Source organism: Bacteroides sp. CACC 737 (assembly GCF_013874375.1).
Taxonomy (GTDB): Bacteria; Bacteroidota; Bacteroidia; order Bacteroidales; family Bacteroidaceae; genus Bacteroides; species Bacteroides uniformis.
The window spans coordinates 567,584-587,040 of sequence record NZ_CP059408.1 but is presented as its reverse complement, the minus strand read 5'-3'; the positions used below and the strand labels follow the sequence as shown (position 1 = coordinate 587,040).

At 51.0% G+C, this 19,457-nt stretch carries 19 protein-coding genes; 3 read left to right on the top strand and 16 right to left on the bottom strand.

The window, feature by feature from the left end:
* The 15 genes from H1A11_RS02465 to H1A11_RS02395 all read right to left on the bottom strand — a co-directional run bounded on the left by H1A11_RS02465 (position 1) and on the right by H1A11_RS02395 (position 11,941).
* Complete coding sequence (locus tag H1A11_RS02465) at positions 1–576, bottom strand: conjugal transfer protein TraO (RefSeq protein ID WP_004291523.1); 576 nt, start codon at positions 574–576, stop codon at positions 1–3.
* Between the two features lie 2 nt (positions 577–578).
* Entirely contained in the window at positions 579–1,565 is a 987-nt protein-coding gene (gene traN / locus H1A11_RS02460; protein ID WP_004291522.1) for a conjugative transposon protein TraN, read from the bottom strand.
* Positions 1,566–1,599: 34 nt separating this feature from the next.
* The gene (traM, locus tag H1A11_RS02455; RefSeq protein WP_004291521.1) at positions 1,600–2,952 is read right to left on the bottom strand and encodes a conjugative transposon protein TraM; all 1,353 of its coding nucleotides are present in this window, start codon (positions 2,950–2,952) and stop codon (positions 1,600–1,602) included.
* Positions 2,933–3,241: a TraL conjugative transposon family protein gene (locus H1A11_RS02450; protein WP_004291520.1), complete on the bottom strand. Its 309-nt coding sequence runs from the start codon at positions 3,239–3,241 to the stop codon at positions 2,933–2,935. The genes traM and H1A11_RS02450 overlap by 20 nt, the downstream gene beginning before the upstream one ends.
* A gap of 6 nt (positions 3,242–3,247) precedes the next feature.
* Positions 3,248–3,871: a conjugative transposon protein TraK gene (gene traK, locus H1A11_RS02445; RefSeq protein ID WP_004291519.1), complete on the bottom strand. Its 624-nt coding sequence runs from the start codon at positions 3,869–3,871 to the stop codon at positions 3,248–3,250.
* A gap of 31 nt (positions 3,872–3,902) precedes the next feature.
* On the bottom strand, positions 3,903–4,907 hold the full coding sequence (gene traJ / locus H1A11_RS02440; RefSeq protein ID WP_004291518.1) for a conjugative transposon protein TraJ: 1,005 nt from the start codon (positions 4,905–4,907) through the stop codon (positions 3,903–3,905).
* A gap of 3 nt (positions 4,908–4,910) precedes the next feature.
* The gene (locus H1A11_RS02435; RefSeq protein WP_004304283.1) at positions 4,911–5,540 is read right to left on the bottom strand and encodes a DUF4141 domain-containing protein; all 630 of its coding nucleotides are present in this window, start codon (positions 5,538–5,540) and stop codon (positions 4,911–4,913) included.
* Between the two features lie 23 nt (positions 5,541–5,563).
* The gene (locus H1A11_RS02430) at positions 5,564–5,944 is read right to left on the bottom strand and encodes a DUF3876 domain-containing protein (protein ID WP_004291516.1); all 381 of its coding nucleotides are present in this window, start codon (positions 5,942–5,944) and stop codon (positions 5,564–5,566) included.
* A 40-nt stretch (positions 5,945–5,984) separates the two neighbouring features.
* Positions 5,985–8,489, bottom strand: a complete 2,505-nt coding sequence (locus H1A11_RS02425; RefSeq protein WP_004291515.1) for a TraG family conjugative transposon ATPase — start codon at positions 8,487–8,489, stop codon at positions 5,985–5,987.
* Positions 8,486–8,818 (bottom strand): DUF4133 domain-containing protein, encoded by a 333-nt coding sequence (locus H1A11_RS02420; protein WP_004291514.1) that lies wholly within the window; start codon positions 8,816–8,818, stop codon positions 8,486–8,488. Before H1A11_RS02420 ends, H1A11_RS02425 begins: the two co-directional genes overlap by 4 nt.
* Positions 8,819–8,828: 10 nt before the next feature.
* Positions 8,829–9,146, bottom strand: coding sequence for a DUF4134 domain-containing protein (locus tag H1A11_RS02415; RefSeq protein ID WP_002560983.1), 318 nt, complete (start codon positions 9,144–9,146; stop codon positions 8,829–8,831).
* Between the two features lie 201 nt (positions 9,147–9,347).
* Positions 9,348–10,076, bottom strand: coding sequence for a hypothetical protein (locus H1A11_RS02410; RefSeq protein WP_004304280.1), 729 nt, complete (start codon positions 10,074–10,076; stop codon positions 9,348–9,350).
* 16 nt (positions 10,077–10,092) lie between these two features.
* Entirely contained in the window at positions 10,093–10,446 is a 354-nt protein-coding gene (locus H1A11_RS02405) for a DUF3408 domain-containing protein (protein WP_004291505.1), read from the bottom strand.
* A 2-nt stretch (positions 10,447–10,448) separates the two neighbouring features.
* The gene (locus H1A11_RS02400; RefSeq protein WP_004291503.1) at positions 10,449–10,889 is read right to left on the bottom strand and encodes a DUF3408 domain-containing protein; all 441 of its coding nucleotides are present in this window, start codon (positions 10,887–10,889) and stop codon (positions 10,449–10,451) included.
* 2 nt (positions 10,890–10,891) lie between these two features.
* On the bottom strand, positions 10,892–11,941 hold the full coding sequence (locus H1A11_RS02395) for a ParA family protein (protein WP_004291492.1): 1,050 nt from the start codon (positions 11,939–11,941) through the stop codon (positions 10,892–10,894).
* 421 nt (positions 11,942–12,362) lie between these two features.
* On the opposite strand from H1A11_RS02395, the gene mobA reads away from it, so the two are divergent.
* Genes mobA through mobC form a run of 3 tightly spaced genes read left to right on the top strand, consistent with a single transcriptional unit; the run spans position 12,363 to position 16,066 of the window.
* Positions 12,363–12,791: a conjugal transfer protein MobA gene (gene mobA, locus H1A11_RS02390; RefSeq protein WP_004291488.1), complete on the top strand. Its 429-nt coding sequence runs from the start codon at positions 12,363–12,365 to the stop codon at positions 12,789–12,791.
* Positions 12,770–14,017 (top strand): conjugal transfer protein MobB, encoded by a 1,248-nt coding sequence (gene mobB, locus H1A11_RS02385; protein ID WP_004291483.1) that lies wholly within the window; start codon positions 12,770–12,772, stop codon positions 14,015–14,017. Before mobA ends, mobB begins: the two co-directional genes overlap by 22 nt.
* A 30-nt stretch (positions 14,018–14,047) precedes the next feature.
* Entirely contained in the window at positions 14,048–16,066 is a 2,019-nt protein-coding gene (mobC, locus tag H1A11_RS02380) for a conjugal transfer protein MobC (protein ID WP_004291482.1), read from the top strand.
* 131 nt (positions 16,067–16,197) lie between these two features.
* On the opposite strand, the gene H1A11_RS02375 is transcribed toward mobC, so the two are convergent.
* Entirely contained in the window at positions 16,198–19,452 is a 3,255-nt protein-coding gene (locus H1A11_RS02375) for a P-loop NTPase fold protein (protein WP_004291481.1), read from the bottom strand.
* Positions 19,453–19,457: the final 5 nt, after the last annotated feature.

The window sequence follows — 19,457 nt, the reverse complement described above, 5'->3', positions numbered from 1 at the left end:
TCAGTTGATGATGAACTTGATACCGACCCCGAACTGCGTGTGGAACTTCCGTGTGTCGCCACCCCAAAGGCAACGCTCCCGCAGGTTGGCAAGCAGGGCGATACGGTCTGCCACGTAACACTCCACATCGAGCGTCAGCGCACCGCCGTAGATGAAGGCGTCCCGGTCGTGCAGCGTGGAGCCGTCATGCAGCACCTTCTTCCCCCAATTTACCGCCTCATATCCGGCGAGAGCCGAAGCCCCGGCATAGACGAAAACAATCTTTCGGGCGTCCGACAGTATCTTGAAGTAATAGCCGCCCTCCGCCGTGAACTGCGCCACGGGTATCTTGGTGTCCTTGTAGGGATTGTTCTTCAACAGGTATTCGCCACCGAACACCCACTTGTTCCCCTTCTTCGTGTAGGTGGAGAGAGCCGCCCCGAAGCTGTACCCGCCGTCCTTGCCGCCGAGATTGAAGCCGTCCGCCATGTCCGCCCTCACCTCGATGCCCTGCATCTTCGGCAGACACCGCTGGGCGTGCGCCTGCCCTGTAAAAAGGGCAAGCGACGCGATGATTATTGCGATGTACTTTCTCATGGTCAGCGTACTTGAAGTTCGTTGATGGTACCCGCGCGTACCAAATCCTCGTTCTCAATCACGAAGGACTGGTGACGGCCGCCGTTCTTCTCGTTCAATTCCACCACGAGGCACTTGTCATCGGGGATGGTGAACTTCGCCATCGTGAAGACCGTGCGCTCGCTCTTTTTGCCCGGCACGAGGGTGGCGTAGTTCTGCGCGCGGAGCGGCAGAATAATCTGCTCCTGCACGGCAGTACGCTTCGCAACCTTCTTGTCCACGATTTTCCAAGTGATGTAGTCCACATCGAAAGGCACGTTGCTCTGGTTCTTTATCTCCGTGTGGAAATAAAGCAAGCCGTTGTGCGTGTAGATGCCTTTCAACAGGTATTGGATGCCGAAACGCTTGCAGCCGATATGCTTCACCTCGCGCTTGTTCTGTTTGTGGATGGACTTCATGATAAGGCGCACCAGCATCGGGCTTTCGCTGCCCAGCTCTTTCAGATAGATTTCCTGCGCGTTGTTCGGGCGGTTCACCGTGCTGCCGTCATGGATGAAGTCGCACATCTCCACGTTGAGCAACAGCGGTTCGGCGGCGTACTTCACGTTGAAGGTGTAGAAACTGCCGTCCTCCGTGATGACGGACATATTCGTTTCGTTGGGAAAATTCCTTACGGTAGCCTTCACACGGATGATGTTCTCCGCTCCGTCGGCTTTCCCGGCAATCAGGTCGGGCGAGCCTAAATCGACATAGCGCACCTCCGCCGGAAAAATGACGTGGACGGTCTTGTCGTAGGTCACTTCCAGACCGTGCGGCGGTATCATGCGGTCGAAGGTCAGCTTGCGTGACAGCCCGTGATATAGGTCGCCGTCCGCCTCCTTCTGCGGATAGACCTCCTTCGTCAAGGTCGGTTGTTCACTTCCGTTGGTCGTTTCAACGGTTACATTCTCCTGCGCGTTGGCAGTTATGATGCCCATAGCGAGGGCAAACATGATGATTACTTTTCTCATTACTTTTGGATTTTAGTGGTAATTTTTATTGTTTTCAATATTTTTCTTGGTAAAGCATGACCCTGTACCCGGCTTTCAGATGCACCTTGACGGTTCGCATCTTTTTGGCGATGTACTGGCTCGTGCCTTGTATCAGCCCCTTGCCCAAGTCGGAGGCGAGCTGCGCCCCGGCATTGGTGGAGATGTTGATGCTGCTTCCCAGCGAGCCGCCCATGTTGGCGGCGACCTCCCGGACGGCGTTCATCTCCATCGAGTTTGGGATGAAGATGCCGGGCTGTCCGTCCGTGTCATAGACCGCAAGCTCCACGGGGATAATCGTGCCGTCGTATTCCAGCGAGGTAATCTCGATGTCGAGCCGCTCACCCTGTATCTTGCCCGTGCCGACCACCACCGCACCCCGGGGTATTGTCCTGCCTGCCACCGCCATAGGCTCCAGCAGGCGCAGCCTTACCGTCTGCCCGTCCGTCACGCTCTGCGCCCCATGCACGCACGCCGGTATGGTGTTCCTGTCCAATACCTCCGCCGTGCCGACAGCCGTGTTGAAACCCCGGTTGCGTTCCTGCGATAAGGCGGCGACAAACTCCGCGTTACTCATAGGCTGTGAGAGTGAAGAAACTACTTGATGCTCCACCTGTCTGATAGGCATTGCCTTGTTCTTCTTCCCTTTCTGCACGGTAGTTGGCTCTGCCCTCTGTTCCGCCGATGGCTGTCCTCCGTTCTGACCGCCCATGTACTTTGCCGCCAGCTCGTAGGACTTCTCCATAAGAGCCACCTGCTCGTCCATAGAGGAAGCCTTGCCCCTCTCGCTTTCCAGTTCCGACTCCAGCGATGCGATGCGCTCCAACAATTCGTCCATCTCCGCATTGTCGTTTTTCGGCTGGTCGTAGAAGTTTCCGAGCGTGGCGTTCAGGTCACGGTAGGCGGCTGCGGAGGACTGGATGGTCTGCGGCGTGGCTGGCTTTGCCCTTTCTTCCTTGCCGCCCGGATTGGCGAGGTCGAAGTCCACTCCGTTCTCCGTTCCCGCTATCTCGCGGTCGAACATGTCGCCCAGCTGCCCGATGGCACGGTTGCGGCTCTCCTGACGCTCTTCCATCTCCCCATGCTCGTAGGCTTTCAGCTTGTCGCCGATAATCTGCCGGTTCGCCTTGTCAGCGTCGGGCATCTCGGTGTTGTATCCGTCCGTTCCCGGCGGTTGCTCCTTGCCGGAGGACGGGGCGAATATCAGCCACATCGCCCCGATGAACACCAACACCATAGCGGGCAGCACGATCATCTTCTGCCGTTTCAGCCGTTGCGCCTCTGTCAGCGGTTCGCGCTCCTTTTTCGGTTTCCCCGTTTCGGGAGCAGCTTTGTTCTCTTTCGTCGGTTCATTCTTTGTCTGTTCCATATAAATAAGGTGTTAAGTGATTGCCTGTTTCCGCCGGGGTCGGCAGTTCCACCCGTCCGGCGTGTCCCGTTTCCATATGTGAGCCGTCGTTCCTGCCGATGTCATAGACGGCTCTGCCGAAGGTGTAAAGGGCAAGCACCGCGAAGGCGGCGAACATCCCCAGCACGATGCGGCGGCGTGTTTCCGGCGGCAAGCCGTCCAGATACCCTTTGAGACTTGCCGCCAAGCGTTTCCGTTTGTCGTGGAGTTTCCAATACATGCCCCACATTGATTTTCTGATACTTTTCATGTCCTGTTACCGTTTGATAGTCTGTAAATCCTTGTTCTCAATGATGGTGAAACCCTCGATGGTAAAACCGTTCGGGTTGTCATCCGACCGCGATGCGTTCAGCAGGCGGCAGGTGGTCACGAGGCTGCGCTCGGTGACGTTGCTCTGCCGGATGATTTTCTGTGTGGCGTAGGTCACGGCACGGTAGGGATAGGCGTTGAAGTCGCACACCACGCTGTCCACCTTCAGCACTTGGTTGATGTTCCCGGCGATGATGCGGTTGTAGTACCCCTTCTCCGCGAAGTCCGAATAATAGTGGTACACGCTCTTGTCCGCCAGCAGCAAGGCACGTTTCACGTTGTGTTCAATCGCGCTTTTTTCAGGTGATAGCGTGAAGAACATCTCGTGGAAACGGCGCACATGTTCCCGTGCCTCCGCCGGGCGGTTCTGCGACAAATCCTGAGACAAGGCGAGCATCAGGCTCTTGCCGTTGTCCAGCACATAGATTTTCTCCCGTTGCTTCTCTGCGAAACGGTAGGAGTTCCACACGCTCCACACCGTCACCACGGCGCACAGCGAGAGGAAGACGATACCGAACAGGCGTATCTGCCTGAACGACGATTCGATGTTTCTAAGTGATTTGAATTCCATTTATATTTTCCAATTTATGATTGCACATTGATTATTTCAGCAATTTGCCGACACGTCCGACTGCGTTTCCTGCGGCTGCACCCGCCACGCTGCCCGCCATGCTTCCGGCTCGTCCCGCCATCTGGTTCACGTTGCGACCGTAACCGCCCATGCCTCCGGCTTGGATAATCCAGCCCGCAACGGTGGGAATGGTAAAGTAGCCGATGATGCCGATGCAGAGGAATACGATATACACCCCGTCGCTCGAATCCAGCGAGAAGTTCGGGTCTGCCTGCATCCGCTCGATGTCGTTTTGCAGCATCAGAACCTGTATCTTCGCCAGTATGGTGCTGAACATGTCCGATACCGGTAGCCACAGATAGACCTGTATATAGCGGCATATCCACTGCGTGAGCGTGTTTTGGAAACCGTCCCATACCGACAGGGCGAAGGCTATCGGACCGAGAATCGCCAGCACCACGAGAAAGAAGGTGCGGACGGTGTCTATCACGAGGGCGGCGGCTTGGAACAGCAGTTCGAGTATCTCGCGGAAGAAGTCGCGGATGCTCTTCTTCATGTTGTACATTCCCCGGTCGATATACATTCCCGCCATCGTCACCATGTCGGAGGGCGACCAGCCGAGTTCCTCCAGTTGCTTGTCAAATTCCTCGTTGGACACGAGGTAGGCGGTTTCGGGGTTGCGTACCATCGCCTCGTATTCCAGTTTGTCCTTCTGCTCCCGGTATCGGTTCATGTCCAGCGTTTCCGCCTCCAGCATCTTTGCCGTGCCCTGTACGACGGGTGAGAGGATGCTGTTTATCGTGCCCAGCACCACAGTCGGGAAGAACATGATGCACAGACCGATGGCAAAAGGACGGAGCATCGGGAATACGTCTATCGGTTCAGCTCTCGCCAGCGACTGCCATACCCGGTAGGCGACGTAGAACAGCGCACCCAGCCCGGCGATGCCTTTCGCCACACCAGCCATGTCCCCACACAGCGGCATCATCTGCTCATAAAGTGAACGTAAAATCTGATGAAGGTTGTCGAACTTCATAGGCTACCAGTATCTTTCGTTCATGTTCCCGTACAGCCCCATGATGCGGTCGAGGTCGTTCTTCTTTTTCGCACGCAGGTAACTCACGGAGATGTTCTTGTTCGTGTAGTAGCTCACGAGGTTGCGGTAACGCTTCATCTTCGAGTGGCAGCGTTCCACCACGTCCATGCGCTCCTTGTCGGTCATGGAGAGCGTGGTGATGTTCACCACGTTCCTGAGTTCCGTCAACACTTCGTTGCTTTCCTCCAGCAGTTTCGTGTAGCCGAAAGCGATTGCGGAAAGCTCTTCGGGTCTGAAATTCCCGTCACGGAGCATCCGTTGGAAACTGTTCACATAGATGTCTGTGATGTCGCCCACCATCAGGATGGTCTGCTGCACCTTGCGGGCGTCCTTGACCAGATTGTTCACCGATTTGAGGGCATCGTAATACTTCTTGCCCTGCTGATAGATTTTCACCGTCTCCTGAAAGTTGCTCACCATGTTCGTGGCGGTCTTGGAGGTATGGATGATGTTTTTGGAGGCATTGATGATGCCCTGCGCTAGATTGCCCGGATCGCTTACGACCCACTGTGCGCTTGCCCTGCCCGCGAAAAGCAGGCACAGGCAGATAATCATTGTTATTCTTGTTCTCATGTTACTTTGGATTTTAGTGGTTGTTATTCTTCGGTCGGATGTCCCGGCTGCGGCTTCACCCGCACATAGTCCCCGTTTGGCGAGAAAGTCAGCACATCCGTGGCCTCGTTGTAGGACACGTCGATGCGGAAGCCGGTGTTCATGAACAGGTTGCCGTTCTCCTCCTGCAAGAGATAGGTTTCCGGCTTGAGCTTGCGGCGCAGACCGCTACGACGGAACACCGTCACTTTGTAGGCTTCGCCCTCCTTGTAGATAAGCACGTCAGGTTTTCCCTCCACGCTCTCCCAGTTCCCGCACAGCATGTCGCGGCGGTTGTCGGCCACGTCGCAGGATTGCAGCATCATGACCGCCAATCCGATAAGGCACTTGCTGACTTGCAGCATTTTCACTTTTGGTAAATTCATACGCGTTTTTCTTTTTTGGTTGATACATTCTGTTTTTTAGTTATTCCTTGTTTCTCCGCCTTTCGGCAAGCTGCCGGATGGCGGCTTCGATGTCGTCGCCCAGCTTCTCCGCCAGACGGTAAACCTCCACTTTTTCCGTTTCCTCGGTGGTGTACGCCAGATACTCTTCCGCGCTGACCTCCGTGGCATAGACCGCCGACTGCGTGCCGCCCAAGCCTATCCACACCTCCTTGTAGAGCCGTGAAGGGTTGTTCGCCATGTTGATGGAGAGTATCTGCGACTTCTCCTTTTCCGTCAGTCCGAGCAACGCCTGTATCTGGTCGAACTTGTTCATATATTTCCTTTGGTCAAGCAGGATTTTACAATCCGAGTTGTTGATAATGCTCTCTTTGACCACCGGAGAACTGATAATGTCGTCCACCTCCTGCGTCACCACGATTGCCTCGCCGTAATATTTTCTGACCGTCTTATACATATAGCGCAGATATTCAGCCATGTTCGCCGATGAGAGGGCCTTCCAAGCCTCTTCCACGATAAGCTGTTTCCGCACGCCTTTCAGCCGCCGCATCTTGTTGATGAAGGCTTCCATGATGATGATGGTCACGACGGGGAACAGTTCGCGGTTTTCTTTAATCGAATCTATCTCGAAGACGATGAACCGCTTGCCGAGCAGGTCGATGTTCTCCGTGGAGTTGAGCAGGAAATCGTAACGCCCGCCCCGGTAATACTGCCGCATGGTGGTGAGCATGTTGTCGATGTTGAAGTCGGACTTCTCCACCTTGATGTCACGCTGTGCCAGTTCCTTGCGGTAGTCGTCACGCATATACTCGTAGAAGGTGTTGAACGACGGCACGATGCTACGGTCGGATTGGATGCGCTCAATATAGGCACTCACGGCACTGCCCAGCTCGCCGCTCTCCGTCTTTGTCACCTTGTCGTCCTCCGACTTCCAGAGCGTCAGCAACAGGGTCTTGATGCTGTCCTTCTTCTCCACGTCGAAGATGTAATCGTCGGTGTAGAACGGGTTGAAGCTGATGGGCTTATCTTCCGTGTAGGTGAAATACACACCGTCCGCTCCGCCTGTCTTGCGTCGGATCATGCCGCACAAGCCCTGATAGGAGTTTCCCGTGTCCACCAATACCACATGTGCGCCTTGCTCATAATATTGGCGCACGAGGTGGTTCATGAAGAAAGACTTGCCGCTGCCCGAAGGACCCAGCACGAACTTGTTGCGGTTGGTCGTGATACCTCGCTTCATGGGCAGGTCGGAGATGTCAAGGTGCAGCGGTTTTCCCGTGAGCCTGTCCACCATCTTGATGCCGAAGGGCGAGAGCGAGCTGCGGTAGTTGGTTTCCTCTGTGAACAGGCACACCGCCTGTTCGATGAAGGTGTGGAAACTCTCTTCCGCCGGGAAGTCCGCCGCATTGCCGGGTATCGCCGCCCAGTAGAGTGTCGGGCAGTCGATGGTGTTGTGGCGCGGCACGCATTCCATGCTTGCCAACTGGCTGCCCACGTCGTTCTTGATATGCTTCAGTTCCTCCGCATCGTCGCTCCACGCCATGACGTTGAAGTGTGCCCGTACCGAGGTCAGTCCGTAGGAATGGGCTTCGTTCAGGTATTGGTCTATCCACTCGCGGTTGATGCTGTTGCTCCTTGAATAGCGAGATAGCGACTGCATGTTACGGGCGGACTTCTCGAACTTCTGCAAGGTTTCCTCACTGTTGTCTATCAGCACATACTGGTTGTAGATATGGTTGCAGGAGAGCAGAAGCCCCACCGGGGAGGCGAATGACAGTCGGCAGTCACTCCGGTCGGTGGAGAGCTTCTCGTAACGGGTGTCGGTAGCCACCTTGCCCGGCAGGTCTTCCGCGTCGGAGAGGGTGTGCAGACACAGGCGGTTGTCGCCGATGCGCATCTCCCTTGCCGAAAGCTCGATGTCCTGCAAGGTGGTGTCACCTTCCGGCATGAGCGAGAAGTAGCGTTCAATAAGTCCCGTCTTTCCCTCAGTACCCACAATCTCATCGGTGGAGAGGCGGCGCAGCCTGACAAGCCCGCTGTCGTTCATGATGCGCTCGAACTGTTCGCAGGCTTCCAAGAACTTGGTCGTGGTTTCCCTGTCCAGCTCCTTCGGGATGATATGTCCCCGGCACAGCGTGCTGAAATTGCTCTGCATCCGGTTACGCTCCTTTGTTGTCTTGGTCAGGTAGAGGTAGCAGGTGTGTTTCAGGTACGGACGCTCGTTGAAGTGACGCTCGAAAGAGCGGCTTAAAAAGCTCATGTCGTCCTTCTGAAGCTCCGGTTTGTAGCGTTCCTTGATGAACCAGTCCTGTTTGTGGACGACGGAGTAGTCCGGCAGCACCTTGATAGCCTTGCACCAGCAACTGTGTATCGCCTCGTACTCCGCACCCGTCACGGTGTAAAGTTCCGGTAGTTCCACCTCGAAAGCCACCGTGATGTCGGCGTCCTTTGAGATGATGCAGCCATGCTCCACCGCTAAAAGTGGGAACCTGTTTTCCAGTGTTGTCATTTTCGATGTATTCCTCATTGTCTTTCTTCCTTTCGTTGTCGTTTGAACAGACGGGTTATCCGCCGCCGGTTGATAAGGTATCGGGGATGGCTCCGTGCCGCTCCTAATTTCATCAGCCCGTGTTCACCGTACCGGGCGTTCAGCGCGAAGGTCTGCCATACAAGGAGGGAGGACGATGCCGCGCCGAAGCCGATACATATCCACTGGTCGATACCGACCATGTAGAGGATGACGAACAGGACGAAGAGAGCCAGCAGACCTCCGCAGAAGATGAAGAGGTACTGTGCCTTCAAGCCCTTGAACTCTACCGGACGGCCGATACCCTTGTTGATTGGGTATTCAGCCATACATTATTTATTAAAGGAAGAATGAGCGCAGGATGGTGGCGGCAACAATCAGGAAGATGCACGCGCCGAACCACGAGGCGGCTGTCTTGCTGGTGTCGGGGTCGCCCGATGAAAACTTGCCGTACACTTTTACGCCCCCGATAAGCCCGACGACTGCACCGATGGCGTATATCAGTTTAGTTCCGGGGTCGAAATAAGAACTCACCATAGAGGTGGCTTCGTTGATGCCCGCGATGCCGTTTCCCTGCGCGAAAGCGGAGGCGGTTGCGGCGATGACAAGTGCCGCGGAGAGGATTGCTTTTCTGTTTTTCAAGATGTTCTTGTTCATAAACTGTTCTTGTTTTTTGCCGTCAAAAGGGTGGATGGTCCTTTGTCGGGCGGTTGATACTTTGTTTCTTTACTTTGGTTTTAGTGGATGCCCGTTTGTTTCCACGGACGTGGGCGTGTCCGTTGCGGATGGGGATGCGCCTTGCGTTTCCTCGCCGCGTGGGTTGATGTCATTCTTTCATGTTCATTTCTTTTATTGTTGTCATACATAGTTGCGAATGTCGAACTCCTCGATGTTGTCCGGCACGACGAACTCCTTTTCAGATTTCTTCAGCCGAATCTCGATAAGCCCCTTGATGCGGATGCCTATCTCCGAAGAGCCTTCCATCATTTTCTCGTACAACTCCGTGCCCTCCATGTCGGTGAACACCTTAGCCGCCTTTTCACGTTCCGCCTGTGTCGCGTCCGGGTTTTTGGCGGTCTTGCAGGCGTCGTCAATCTCGTCAAAGCTGCTGCCCGAAGCCCGTGGCGTGTCCGAGGCGTCCTCTTCCGGTTCGTCGTCCCCGTATCCCAGTTCCTCCGGCGGTATGCTCGTGAAGGTCTCATCGAGTTTTTCCTCCGGGACTTGTGCCGGGCGGGATGCGTTTCCCGTTTTTCCGTCGTCAAAAGTAGCCTCTTCCTCCGACAGCTCAATGCCTTTTTCAATAGTGGCGGCTTCTTGCGTCGGTATGGCAGCGGTTGTCCGGGTGGATGCCATCCTGAAACGGCTCTTGCCGATGATGTCCGCCTTTTCCGCAGGGACTTCCTCGTGTGCCGCTATGCGTTTAGCCTCATTCCCGTCCAGTGACCGCCATAATCCGACAATGCCCTTGAAGAAGCGGACAATCCGCGTGTCCATGATGCGCTCGTAAAGGAGCAGGAACAGGAACCAGAGGTTGCAGCCGACCGATACCGCCAGCAGAATGTCTGTCATGCTGATTGTGTAATTCATATCCTTCCGTTTTTGGTTAGAATACTGAATTGTAATTTCGGGCATAAAGGCTCTTTATCGCATCTTCGCACTGGTTGAAGTGGTGCGTCAGCACATGGTCGATGTAAGCGGACAGCGTAAGCCGGTCATGCCCGATTACACGGGTGATACGCATGATACGCTCGTGGTACTCCGGGCGCACATACGCCATCTTCCCCTCACGTGCCTTTACTTCCGGGTCGCGGATGAACAGGCGTTCATAGTCCTTCTCACTGCATTTGCCGCTTACCGGGACAGGCGACAGTATTTCCACACTCGCCTGCACTTGGGTAAACATACCTCCGCAGTCTTGCTGTGGTCTTTTTTCATTCGGTGTCATTTCTTTTTCCATTTTCAAATCAGATCTTCACGTTGTTTCTTGTACAGTTCGTTGATTCTCTCCTTGTGCTGTTCCAGATGCTGGCGCAGCACGGTATCCACATATCCGCCTACTGAGATTTCCCCTCCGGCGATGTCGTTCACGATTCTGAGGATCTTGCCGTGGACGTCACGGCTGATATAGACACATTGGCGGGTCTTTATCTCGTTGCGGCGCAGGAATAGCTCGTTGTAGTCCTCGTCCTGCCTTTTCCGGCGTCCACTTTCCCTCTGCGCTTTTTCCCGTGTTACGGGTTGCACAGGAGATGGTTCCGGTGCGGCGGTGTCCTCTTCGGTCGGTGCAGCTGCGGGTACTTCCTGTGCGGGGCGCAGTGTCCCGTCCTGTGTGCGCCGCCCGATGGAGGCTAACAGCAGTTCCTCGTCGATGCCTTCCGTGTTCACTTTCCTGCTGCCCATGCTCACTGCGGTCTGATGATGTCGCTTATCTCTTCGGAAAACTCCCGGATGCCACTCCCTTTCAGCAGTGCCGTGTCCATCGGGAAGATGGTGGAGCGGAAAACGCTCTTGCGCTCTTCCGAAAGGTCACGGCGGAACTTCTTGCTGTCGGGCAAGCGGGTGGAAAGTACCGGAAAGCCCATTTCGGCTATCACTTCCTCGTAGATGCCGTACAAGTCGTTCCTCTCCCTGCCGTCCACCATCGTCCAGAACAGATGCAGCCCCTTTGTTTTCGCCTGTCCGGTAGTCATCAGCCTGTCGCGGAACATCGTGACGAATTTCAGGGTACTCTCCACGACAAAGCGGTCGGCACTCAGCGGAGTGAAAATGTAGTCCATCTGCGAGAGCGTCTTTATCACGCCGTTGCTTCGGAGTGTGCCGGGCATGTCGAAGAACACCACGTCGGGTTTCACGTCCTCAGTGGCAATCATCCTCTCGGCATCGTCGAGGGCGTTCACCGCATTGCTTTTGACGATGGTGTAGGCGTTCTTTTTGATCCGGCGGAAATGGTCGCAAGCGAGAGCCTTGAAGTAGGTGCTGCTGTCGATAAGCCCCATTTCGTGTTCGCGCAGCCCGTGGATGCTGTGCTGCGGGTCGTCGCAGTCCACGACGGCGACATTGTAGCCTTTCACGTTGTGCAGGTAGCTGGCGGCAAGTGCCGTGACAGTGGATTTGCCGATGCCACCTTTCTGTGTTGCGAATGCAACGAAGATTTCCTTACTCATAGTTCCATTTATTTTAATTGTTGATGATTTGTTTTTCTGTTTCCATACGGATTTGGCTGTCGCACCATCCGCTTCCGTGACTACACACGCAGGCGGGTCGTCGCGTATCCGGTTCTGTGGTGAAGCGGTGCGTCGGACAAATGGTGATTGACGACATTGCGTCATGAAGTCATTGAATCCATACGTCACCGAATTGTCGGAGAACCGGGTTTCCGACGGTTCGGGTATCCGTTTCGGCAAGTATCCGAAGAAGCGGATTTCCGGGTATTTGAATGTTCCGTTTATCATATCTTCAAATCGTTCGTTTCTTGAATCATGCTGCAAATAAACAAGTATATTTTGGAACCTGTATCACTTCTCCGGCAAGTGGCGGCACGTTGCGCCGGTTGGCAGTCATTGACCGGGTCAAGCATCTGTCCGATACCGCTTTAAGGGCGTAACTTTGCACCCGGACAGCAGGGTTCGCCGATGACGCGCGGCCCGGAGTCCTGAAAGGTATTTTCCCAATCCGTCCCCTGACGGATTTTTATGTTCACCTGAACATAGCAAGATGTCTTTTCAGCCGCTCAAAATATTTTGAGCAGCCACGAAAAGCACTTGCCCTTGCAGGGGGCGGGCTTTCCCTCCGAAGTCGGGAAGCCTTTCAGAACTGCGGTGCTGTAATCCGAAGCGGCGGCTTATGCCGTCAATCCGCTAAATCCAAAGTAATATGAAAGAGAAAAGGAAAAGCAAATCAGGGAGAAATCCCAAACTTGATCCGGCGGTGTACCGGTACACCGTCCGTTTCAACGAGGAGGAACACAACCGTTTCCTCGCCATGTTCGGAAAATCGGGTGTCTATGCACGGTCTGTTTTCCTCAAAGCGCACTTCTTCGGGCAACCGTTCAAGGTGCTGAAGGTGGACAAGACGTTGGTGGACTATTACACCAAACTGTCGGATTTTCATGCACAATTCCGTGCCGTGGGTACGAATTACAACCAAGTCGTGAAGGAACTGAGGCTGCATTTTTCAGAGAAAAAGGCGATGGCGTTGCTCTACAAATTAGAGCAACACACCGTCGAACTCGTGAAACTGAGCCGCCGGATTGTGGAACTTTCAAGGGAAATGGAGGCAAAATGGTCGCAAAAATCAGTGTAGGAAGTTCGTTGTACGGCGCGATTGCCTACAACGGGGAGAAGATTAACGAGGCGCAGGGGCGGCTTCTCACCACCAACCGCATCTACAATGACGGTTCGGGAACGGTGGACATAGGCAAGGCGATGGAGGGTTTTCTCACCTTCCTGCCACCGCAGATGAAGATCGAGAAGCCGGTGGTGCATATCTCTCTCAACCCGCACCCGGAGGATGTGCTGACCGATATTGAGTTGCAGAATATCGCCCGCGAGTATCTGGAAAAACTCGGTTTCGGAAACCAGCCTTATCTTGTATTCAAGCACGAGGACATCGACCGCCACCACCTGCACATCGTGACGGTCAACGTGGACGAGAACGGGAAAAGGCTCAACCGGGATTTTCTCTACCGCCGCAGCGACCGTATCCGCAGGGAACTGGAACAGAAGTACGGATTGCATCCGGCAGAACGTAAAAATCAGAGATTGGATAATCCGTTGCGCAAGGTGGCCGCATCGGCAGGTGATGTGAAGAAGCAGGTAGGCAACACCGTGAAGGCTCTGAATGGGCAGTACCGTTTCCAGACGATGGGCGAATACCGTGCGCTCCTTTCCTTATATAATATGACGGTGGAGGAAGCGAGGGGCAACGTGCGCGGACGGGAGTATCACGGGCTGGTCTATTCCGTCACGGACGACAAGGGTAACAAGGTGGGCAACCCGTTCAAATCCTCGCTTTTCGGGAAGTCCGCAGGCTATGAAGCCGTACAGAAGAAGTTTGTCCGTTCCAAATCGGAAATCAAGGATAGGAAACTGGCAGACATGACGAAACGCACCGTCCTTTCCGTGCTGCAAGGCACTTATGACAAGGACAAATTTGTATCCCAACTCAAAGAGAAGGGCATCGACACCGTACTGCGCTACACAGAGGAAGGGCGCATCTATGGGGCTACCTTCATCGACCACCGCACGGGATGCGTGCTGAACGGTTCGCGCATGGGTAAGGAGCTTTCGGCGAATGCCTTGCAGGAACACTTCACCCTGCCATACGCCGGACAACCGCCGATACCGCTATCCATCCCTGTGGATGCTGCGGACAAGGCACACGGGCAGACCGCCTACGACAGTGAAGATATATCGGGCGGTATGGGCTTGCTCACTCCCGAAGGTCCGGCGGTAGATGCCGAGGAAGAGGCTTTCATCCGGGCGATGAAGCGCAAAAAGAAGAAAAAACGCAAGGGCTTGGGTATGTAATCAGAGTATCAACAATTAAAAAATCAATGTATGTCACAACAAGAAGACGATTTGAGGGCATTGGCGAAAATCATGGATTTTCTGCGTGCCGTGAGTATCATTTTAGTGGTCATGAACGTGTACTGGTTCTGCTACGAAGCCATCCGGCTGTGGGGCGTGAACATCGGCGTGGTGGACAAAATCCTTCTGAACTTCGACCGCACGGCGGGGCTGTTCCATTCCATTCTCTACACGAAGCTGTTTTCCGTCCTTTTGCTTGCCTTGTCCTGTCTGGGTACGAAGGGTGTCAAGGGTGAGAAAATCACTTGGGGGAGAATCTGGACAGCATTTGCCGTCGGGTTCGTGCTGTTTTTCCTGAACTGGTGGTTGCTGCCCCTGCCGCTGCCGCTTGAAGCGGTGACGGGACTGTATGTCCTTACCATTGGAACGGGCTATGTCTGCCTGTTGATGGGTGGTCTGTGGATGAGCCGCCTGTTGAAACACAATTTGATGGAGGATGTTTTCAACAACGAGAACGAGAGTTTCATGCAGGAAACGAGGCTTATCGAAAGCGAGTATTCGGTCAATCTGCCGACACGTTTCTATTACAGGAAACGCTGGAACAACGGTTGGATCAATGTAGTTAATCCCTTCCGTGCGTCCATCGTGTTGGGTACGCCGGGCAGCGGCAAGTCCTATGCCGTGGTAAACAATTTTATCAAGCAACAGATTGAAAAGGGCTTTAGTCAATACATCTACGATTTCAAGTATCCCGACCTATCTACTATTGCCTACAACCATTTGCTGAACCACCCGGACGGCTACAAGGTAAAGCCGAAGTTCTATGTGATCAACTTCGACGACCCGCGACGCTCTCATCGGTGCAATCCCATTCACCCGGATTTTATGGAAGATATTACGGATGCCTATGAGAGTGCCTACACAATAATGCTCAACCTCAATAAAACGTGGGTGCAAAAGCAGGGCGACTTCTTCGTGGAGTCACCTATCATTCTGTTTGCCAGTATTATCTGGTATCTCAAAATCTATCAGAACGGGAAGTTTTGCACGTTTCCCCATGCTATCGAGTTTCTGAACCGCCGTTACGAGGATATATTTCCGATACTGACCTCTTATCCGGAGCTGGAGAACTACCTTTCGCCGTTCATGGATGCGTGGCTTGGAGGGGCTGCGGAGCAGCTCATGGGTCAGATAGCGTCGGCAAAAATCCCGCTTTCGAGGATGATTTCACCGCAGCTCTACTGGGTGATGTCAGACAGCGAGTTTACGCTGGACATCAACAATCCCGAAGAGCCGAAAATCCTCTGCGTGGGTAACAATCCCGACCGTCAGAATATCTACGGTGCGGCACTCGGTCTGTATAATTCCCGTATCGTGAAGCTCATCAACAAGAAGGGGATGCTGAAGTCATCGGTCATCATCGACGAGTTGCCCACAATATACTTCAAAGGGTTGGACAATCTTATAGCTACCGCCCGAAGCAACAAGGTTGCCGTGTGTCTGGGCTTTCAGGATTTCAGCCAGTTAGTGCGTGACTACGGGGACAAAGAGGCGAAAGTGGTGATGAACACTGTCGGCAATATTTTCTCCGGTCAGGTGGTGGGGGAAACAGCCAAGACGCTCTCCGAGCGGTTCGGTAAGGTGTTGCAGAAACGGCAGTCCATCTCCATCAACCGGCAGGATGTTTCCACCTCCATCAACACGCAGATGGACGCGCTCATTCCACCGAGTAAGATTTCCGGGCTTACGCAGGGAATGTTTGTCGGTTCTGTATCCGACAACTTCAACGAGCGTATCGAGCAGAAGATTTTTCATTGCGAGATTGTGGTGGATGCCGAAAAGGTGAAACGGGAAGAAAGTGCCTACAAGAAAATTCCCGTCATTACAAACTTCACGGACGAGGACGGCAACGACCGCATGAAGGAAACGGTGCAGGCGAACTACCGGCGCATCAAGGAAGAGGTGAAGCAGATTGTGCAGGAGGAACTGGAGCGTATCAAAAACGATCCGGTGCTGTGTAAACTGCTACCAGATAATGAGACTGTCTAACAAGTCCCCAAAATTGAAAATTATCCCTATCGAAGTTTGAAGTGACCCCCAAAAGTTGGATACAATTTTTTTGGGGGGCACTTCAGTTCTGACGGGTAAAATCGTAAAATTCGGACTTGTTAGACAAATACTTACGCGGTTTCAACCTCAGGTACTGAATCTATCGAATTGACAAATTTAACCAATTGCGGATCTGAATCTTTTTGTATGAGGTTTCGGAGACTCTTTTTCAATTCATAAGCATCATCCCCTGCTGTATTTATTAAATCCATATAAAAATCTTTGTTTTGCAGAATCAATGAACGGCATGCCCCATCGGAAATTACAGGTTTCACTATTTTATCAATAACGTCTCCAGCTTGACTTTTCAAATTACCATGCGATCTAAGCCATGTTTCGAAAAATTGAAACTTTATTGCATTGATAGTCTTTTTACCGATGCAGAAATCATTTCTTATATCGGTAACTGTCGATTTAATTTTTCGTTTATCCAATCTTTCAACTATATTCTTGAAACAATTAGGGAAAGGATTCAAACTTTGAGTTCCAGAAGCAATATCCATCAGAATCTTTTTGCCAAATTCAGTCAAGTTATCTGGCAAGGATTTGATTTTAGCCAGTAAATGTTTTATTGCGACAAACCAATAATATGATGTATGTGCTGTTCTTTGGGCGTATAATGTATCAACACTTATTTCAGACAACGCTTCGAACGCTATTTTATTGATATGATCGGTCAGGACATTGCTTATTTTAGTGGTCAAATCGTAAAAAGATGCGTCAGGAATTACATCTTTAATATTGTTCTTAGTGATATACTTATCCAAATCGGTATTCCACTCTGCTAAATGCTCGATAAATACCTCATCCGTTACACCTATTCTGTTCTTAATATCTTCAAATTGGGGCAATATGTCTGAGAGCAATAATTTATAGCCAAGTTTATGATTTACCATGTATTGTAGTGTTTCATTTAATAGCGGTATATTCCATCCCACACTATTTACTAATAAGTCTCCATGATCCACATAATAGTCCATGAGTTCTGCAACATATTTTATATCTCCACCCTCTATTAAGGAAACGGAATGACCATGTGCCAATTGCATGGCGACTAAATCGTAATATCCAGACTCTTTAATGTTTCGGCCATCAGTTTCTAATTCAGAATGCAACTGATTTATGTAGGTTGAATCTAACGTTACAGGTAAAGGTCTTTCTTCGTCAGATGCCAATAAACGATAGGTTGTAAATATAGCCCCTATATTATCTTTATTTACATTCTGTTCATCAATGCAATTCGTGATCGCTTGCAAAAGCGTTGGAAACGTATAGGTAGAATTATCTTTTAACGTTTTTACAATATCTGCATGGTCGAAATTATCGGGTAGTAAGTTTGCCAAATAATTATCGAGCGCCTCCGAATTTGTTGCTACTTGATAATATTTATATGCTTTAGTTGTCGCGTTATCCCGATAGGCAGCATCTGTTGCATTTGCAGCTTGAATATAATCGATAAATGTATTTGGCTTGACTGTTTTTGCTTCAATCAATGACGTAAAATCGCACGCCAACTTATTTTGCGCAATAAACCTGTCTATTGCATCTAACGTTTTGAAATAGTCGCCGCCATTGAAGTCATTGAACCGAACTATCTTCTTATATAATTGAGCAATCACATGGTTTTGGCTTTCCGTGTCTAAATGCAACAGCAGTTCTTGGTATTCGACAGGGAACACCTGCTTCTCTATGGATTCTTTTAATTTCAATTGTGCTATTCTTTGCCATACACGCAGAATAACATCGCTCTTTCGAGTTAATTTATGCAAACAATGTATAATCTTATCGATAAGCGCATTGTCCATACATTGTATAACTTCTTCTAATACAGTGTCAAATTGTTTATTAGTCTCTGCATATTGATTTATGTCGTGGTCTTCTTCTCCGTTGATGCAGCCTTCAATATATTTTTTCAATGGAATTTGTCGAGCATCTTCAACATCGACACCATATACCAAAGCTGCAATTTCGCGTTGTGTTTGCAGATCATTGTTAATTATTGTTTGAATGCCATTCAGATAGTCGCCGGACAATATTTGTTCTACTGGATTTGCCAGAATATCCGTCTTCTTCAAACAGAACAATGCTATGTTTATCATCAAAATTTCGTTACACCACTCTTGTTTAAGAGCGACCATCTCATTGATATATGATATAATTTCCCTAACATTGGCATTAGGATTTACCAATCTGAATATCCGATTTATAGTTTCTTTCGCTTCATTTTCTGTTTCTCCAAATGCTTCAACAAACAGTTTGTTGAATATACTTCGATAGTCGGTAATAACAGGAGGAGCAACACGATAAACAATAGGGAAAGTTTTATTGATAAAATACTTGGTCAGTTGTTTCGTTTGTTCGTCGGTCTCATCTCCGAATGCACAAGCTAAATGTGTTTCATCGAAAGGAATAACAGCCCAAACATTTTCAAAACCGCTATCGGCGAAGAACGTATGGATAGAAGACCATAATTCTTTTACTTTTTCAGCGGGGAGACGATCCATGTTGTCAAAAACAAGGACTAATTTACGTTGTCCTTTTTCCTTGATAAAATCAGAAATGTCTTGCATCCATGTTTTGAACTCGTAAACCGTTGGTTCGTCTTCGCTCAAAGTCTCATAGCAAACGTCCTTTTCGACTTTATCTTGATAAATAGCTAACATATAACTCCATCCATATTTATGATCTTTGCTATATGCCCATTTCCAAACGCACAATGCAATAAGAACTGGCAGTGCAGCTATGATAATAGACAATAAAGAAAACCACCATGTTGTGGGTGTAGGTTTTACTGCATACGCAATAAATGTAAATATCGGAGTTAAAACTGCAACCAAAAATGCCGCAACCATACCATTACTGATAAGGGGATATTTTTCGGTTACGGTCTCCGTTTTACGGGCTAATAAATATTTCAGCTTTTCAGACCATGATACGGTTTTCGTACCTCCACCTTTGACTTTTATTGTTGCATTTCCAGATAGGATACCATCATCAATAAGTTTGCTTGTAAGCAATTCCAATATAGAGCGGCGTTGCAAGTCCTCTTGATGTCCCCATGCGTCATACTCAAAAAAGTAATAGTCGTCTGATAATTCACGTTCCAACATTTTAACCACGTTGGATTTTCCAGATCCCCAAATACCTTCGATGCCGATAATTCGAGGTAAAGTACATTCCTCATCCAATGAATCATTCTGACAAAAATGGCGAGCAATAGTTTTTGCCAACCTTTCTTGCGAACCTCCATCGAATTTGTCAATACCACACGGTTTATTTTGGATAAACCGCGGATATTGCTGTTTGGATTGTAGTTTTGTTTCCATATACG

Coding starts and splice junctions, on each gene's coding strand:
- H1A11_RS02465 (WP_004291523.1), bottom strand. CDS start 576: ATGAGAAAGTACATCGCAATAATCATCGCGTCGCTTGCCCTTTTTACA.
- traN (WP_004291522.1), bottom strand. CDS start 1,565: ATGAGAAAAGTAATCATCATGTTTGCCCTCGCTATGGGCATCATAACT.
- traM (WP_004291521.1), bottom strand. CDS start 2,952: ATGGAACAGACAAAGAATGAACCGACGAAAGAGAACAAAGCTGCTCCC.
- H1A11_RS02450 (WP_004291520.1), bottom strand. CDS start 3,241: ATGAAAAGTATCAGAAAATCAATGTGGGGCATGTATTGGAAACTCCAC.
- traK (WP_004291519.1), bottom strand. CDS start 3,871: ATGGAATTCAAATCACTTAGAAACATCGAATCGTCGTTCAGGCAGATA.
- traJ (WP_004291518.1), bottom strand. CDS start 4,907: ATGAAGTTCGACAACCTTCATCAGATTTTACGTTCACTTTATGAGCAG.
- H1A11_RS02435 (WP_004304283.1), bottom strand. CDS start 5,540: ATGAGAACAAGAATAACAATGATTATCTGCCTGTGCCTGCTTTTCGCG.
- H1A11_RS02430 (WP_004291516.1), bottom strand. CDS start 5,944: ATGAATTTACCAAAAGTGAAAATGCTGCAAGTCAGCAAGTGCCTTATC.
- H1A11_RS02425 (WP_004291515.1), bottom strand. CDS start 8,489: ATGAGGAATACATCGAAAATGACAACACTGGAAAACAGGTTCCCACTT.
- H1A11_RS02420 (WP_004291514.1), bottom strand. CDS start 8,818: ATGGCTGAATACCCAATCAACAAGGGTATCGGCCGTCCGGTAGAGTTC.
- H1A11_RS02415 (WP_002560983.1), bottom strand. CDS start 9,146: ATGAACAAGAACATCTTGAAAAACAGAAAAGCAATCCTCTCCGCGGCA.
- H1A11_RS02410 (WP_004304280.1), bottom strand. CDS start 10,076: ATGAATTACACAATCAGCATGACAGACATTCTGCTGGCGGTATCGGTC.
- H1A11_RS02405 (WP_004291505.1), bottom strand. CDS start 10,446: ATGGAAAAAGAAATGACACCGAATGAAAAAAGACCACAGCAAGACTGC.
- H1A11_RS02400 (WP_004291503.1), bottom strand. CDS start 10,889: ATGGGCAGCAGGAAAGTGAACACGGAAGGCATCGACGAGGAACTGCTG.
- H1A11_RS02395 (WP_004291492.1), bottom strand. CDS start 11,941: ATGATAAACGGAACATTCAAATACCCGGAAATCCGCTTCTTCGGATAC.
- mobA (WP_004291488.1), top strand. CDS start 12,363: ATGAAAGAGAAAAGGAAAAGCAAATCAGGGAGAAATCCCAAACTTGAT.
- mobB (WP_004291483.1), top strand. CDS start 12,770: ATGGTCGCAAAAATCAGTGTAGGAAGTTCGTTGTACGGCGCGATTGCC.
- mobC (WP_004291482.1), top strand. CDS start 14,048: ATGTCACAACAAGAAGACGATTTGAGGGCATTGGCGAAAATCATGGAT.
- H1A11_RS02375 (WP_004291481.1), bottom strand. CDS start 19,452: ATGGAAACAAAACTACAATCCAAACAGCAATATCCGCGGTTTATCCAA.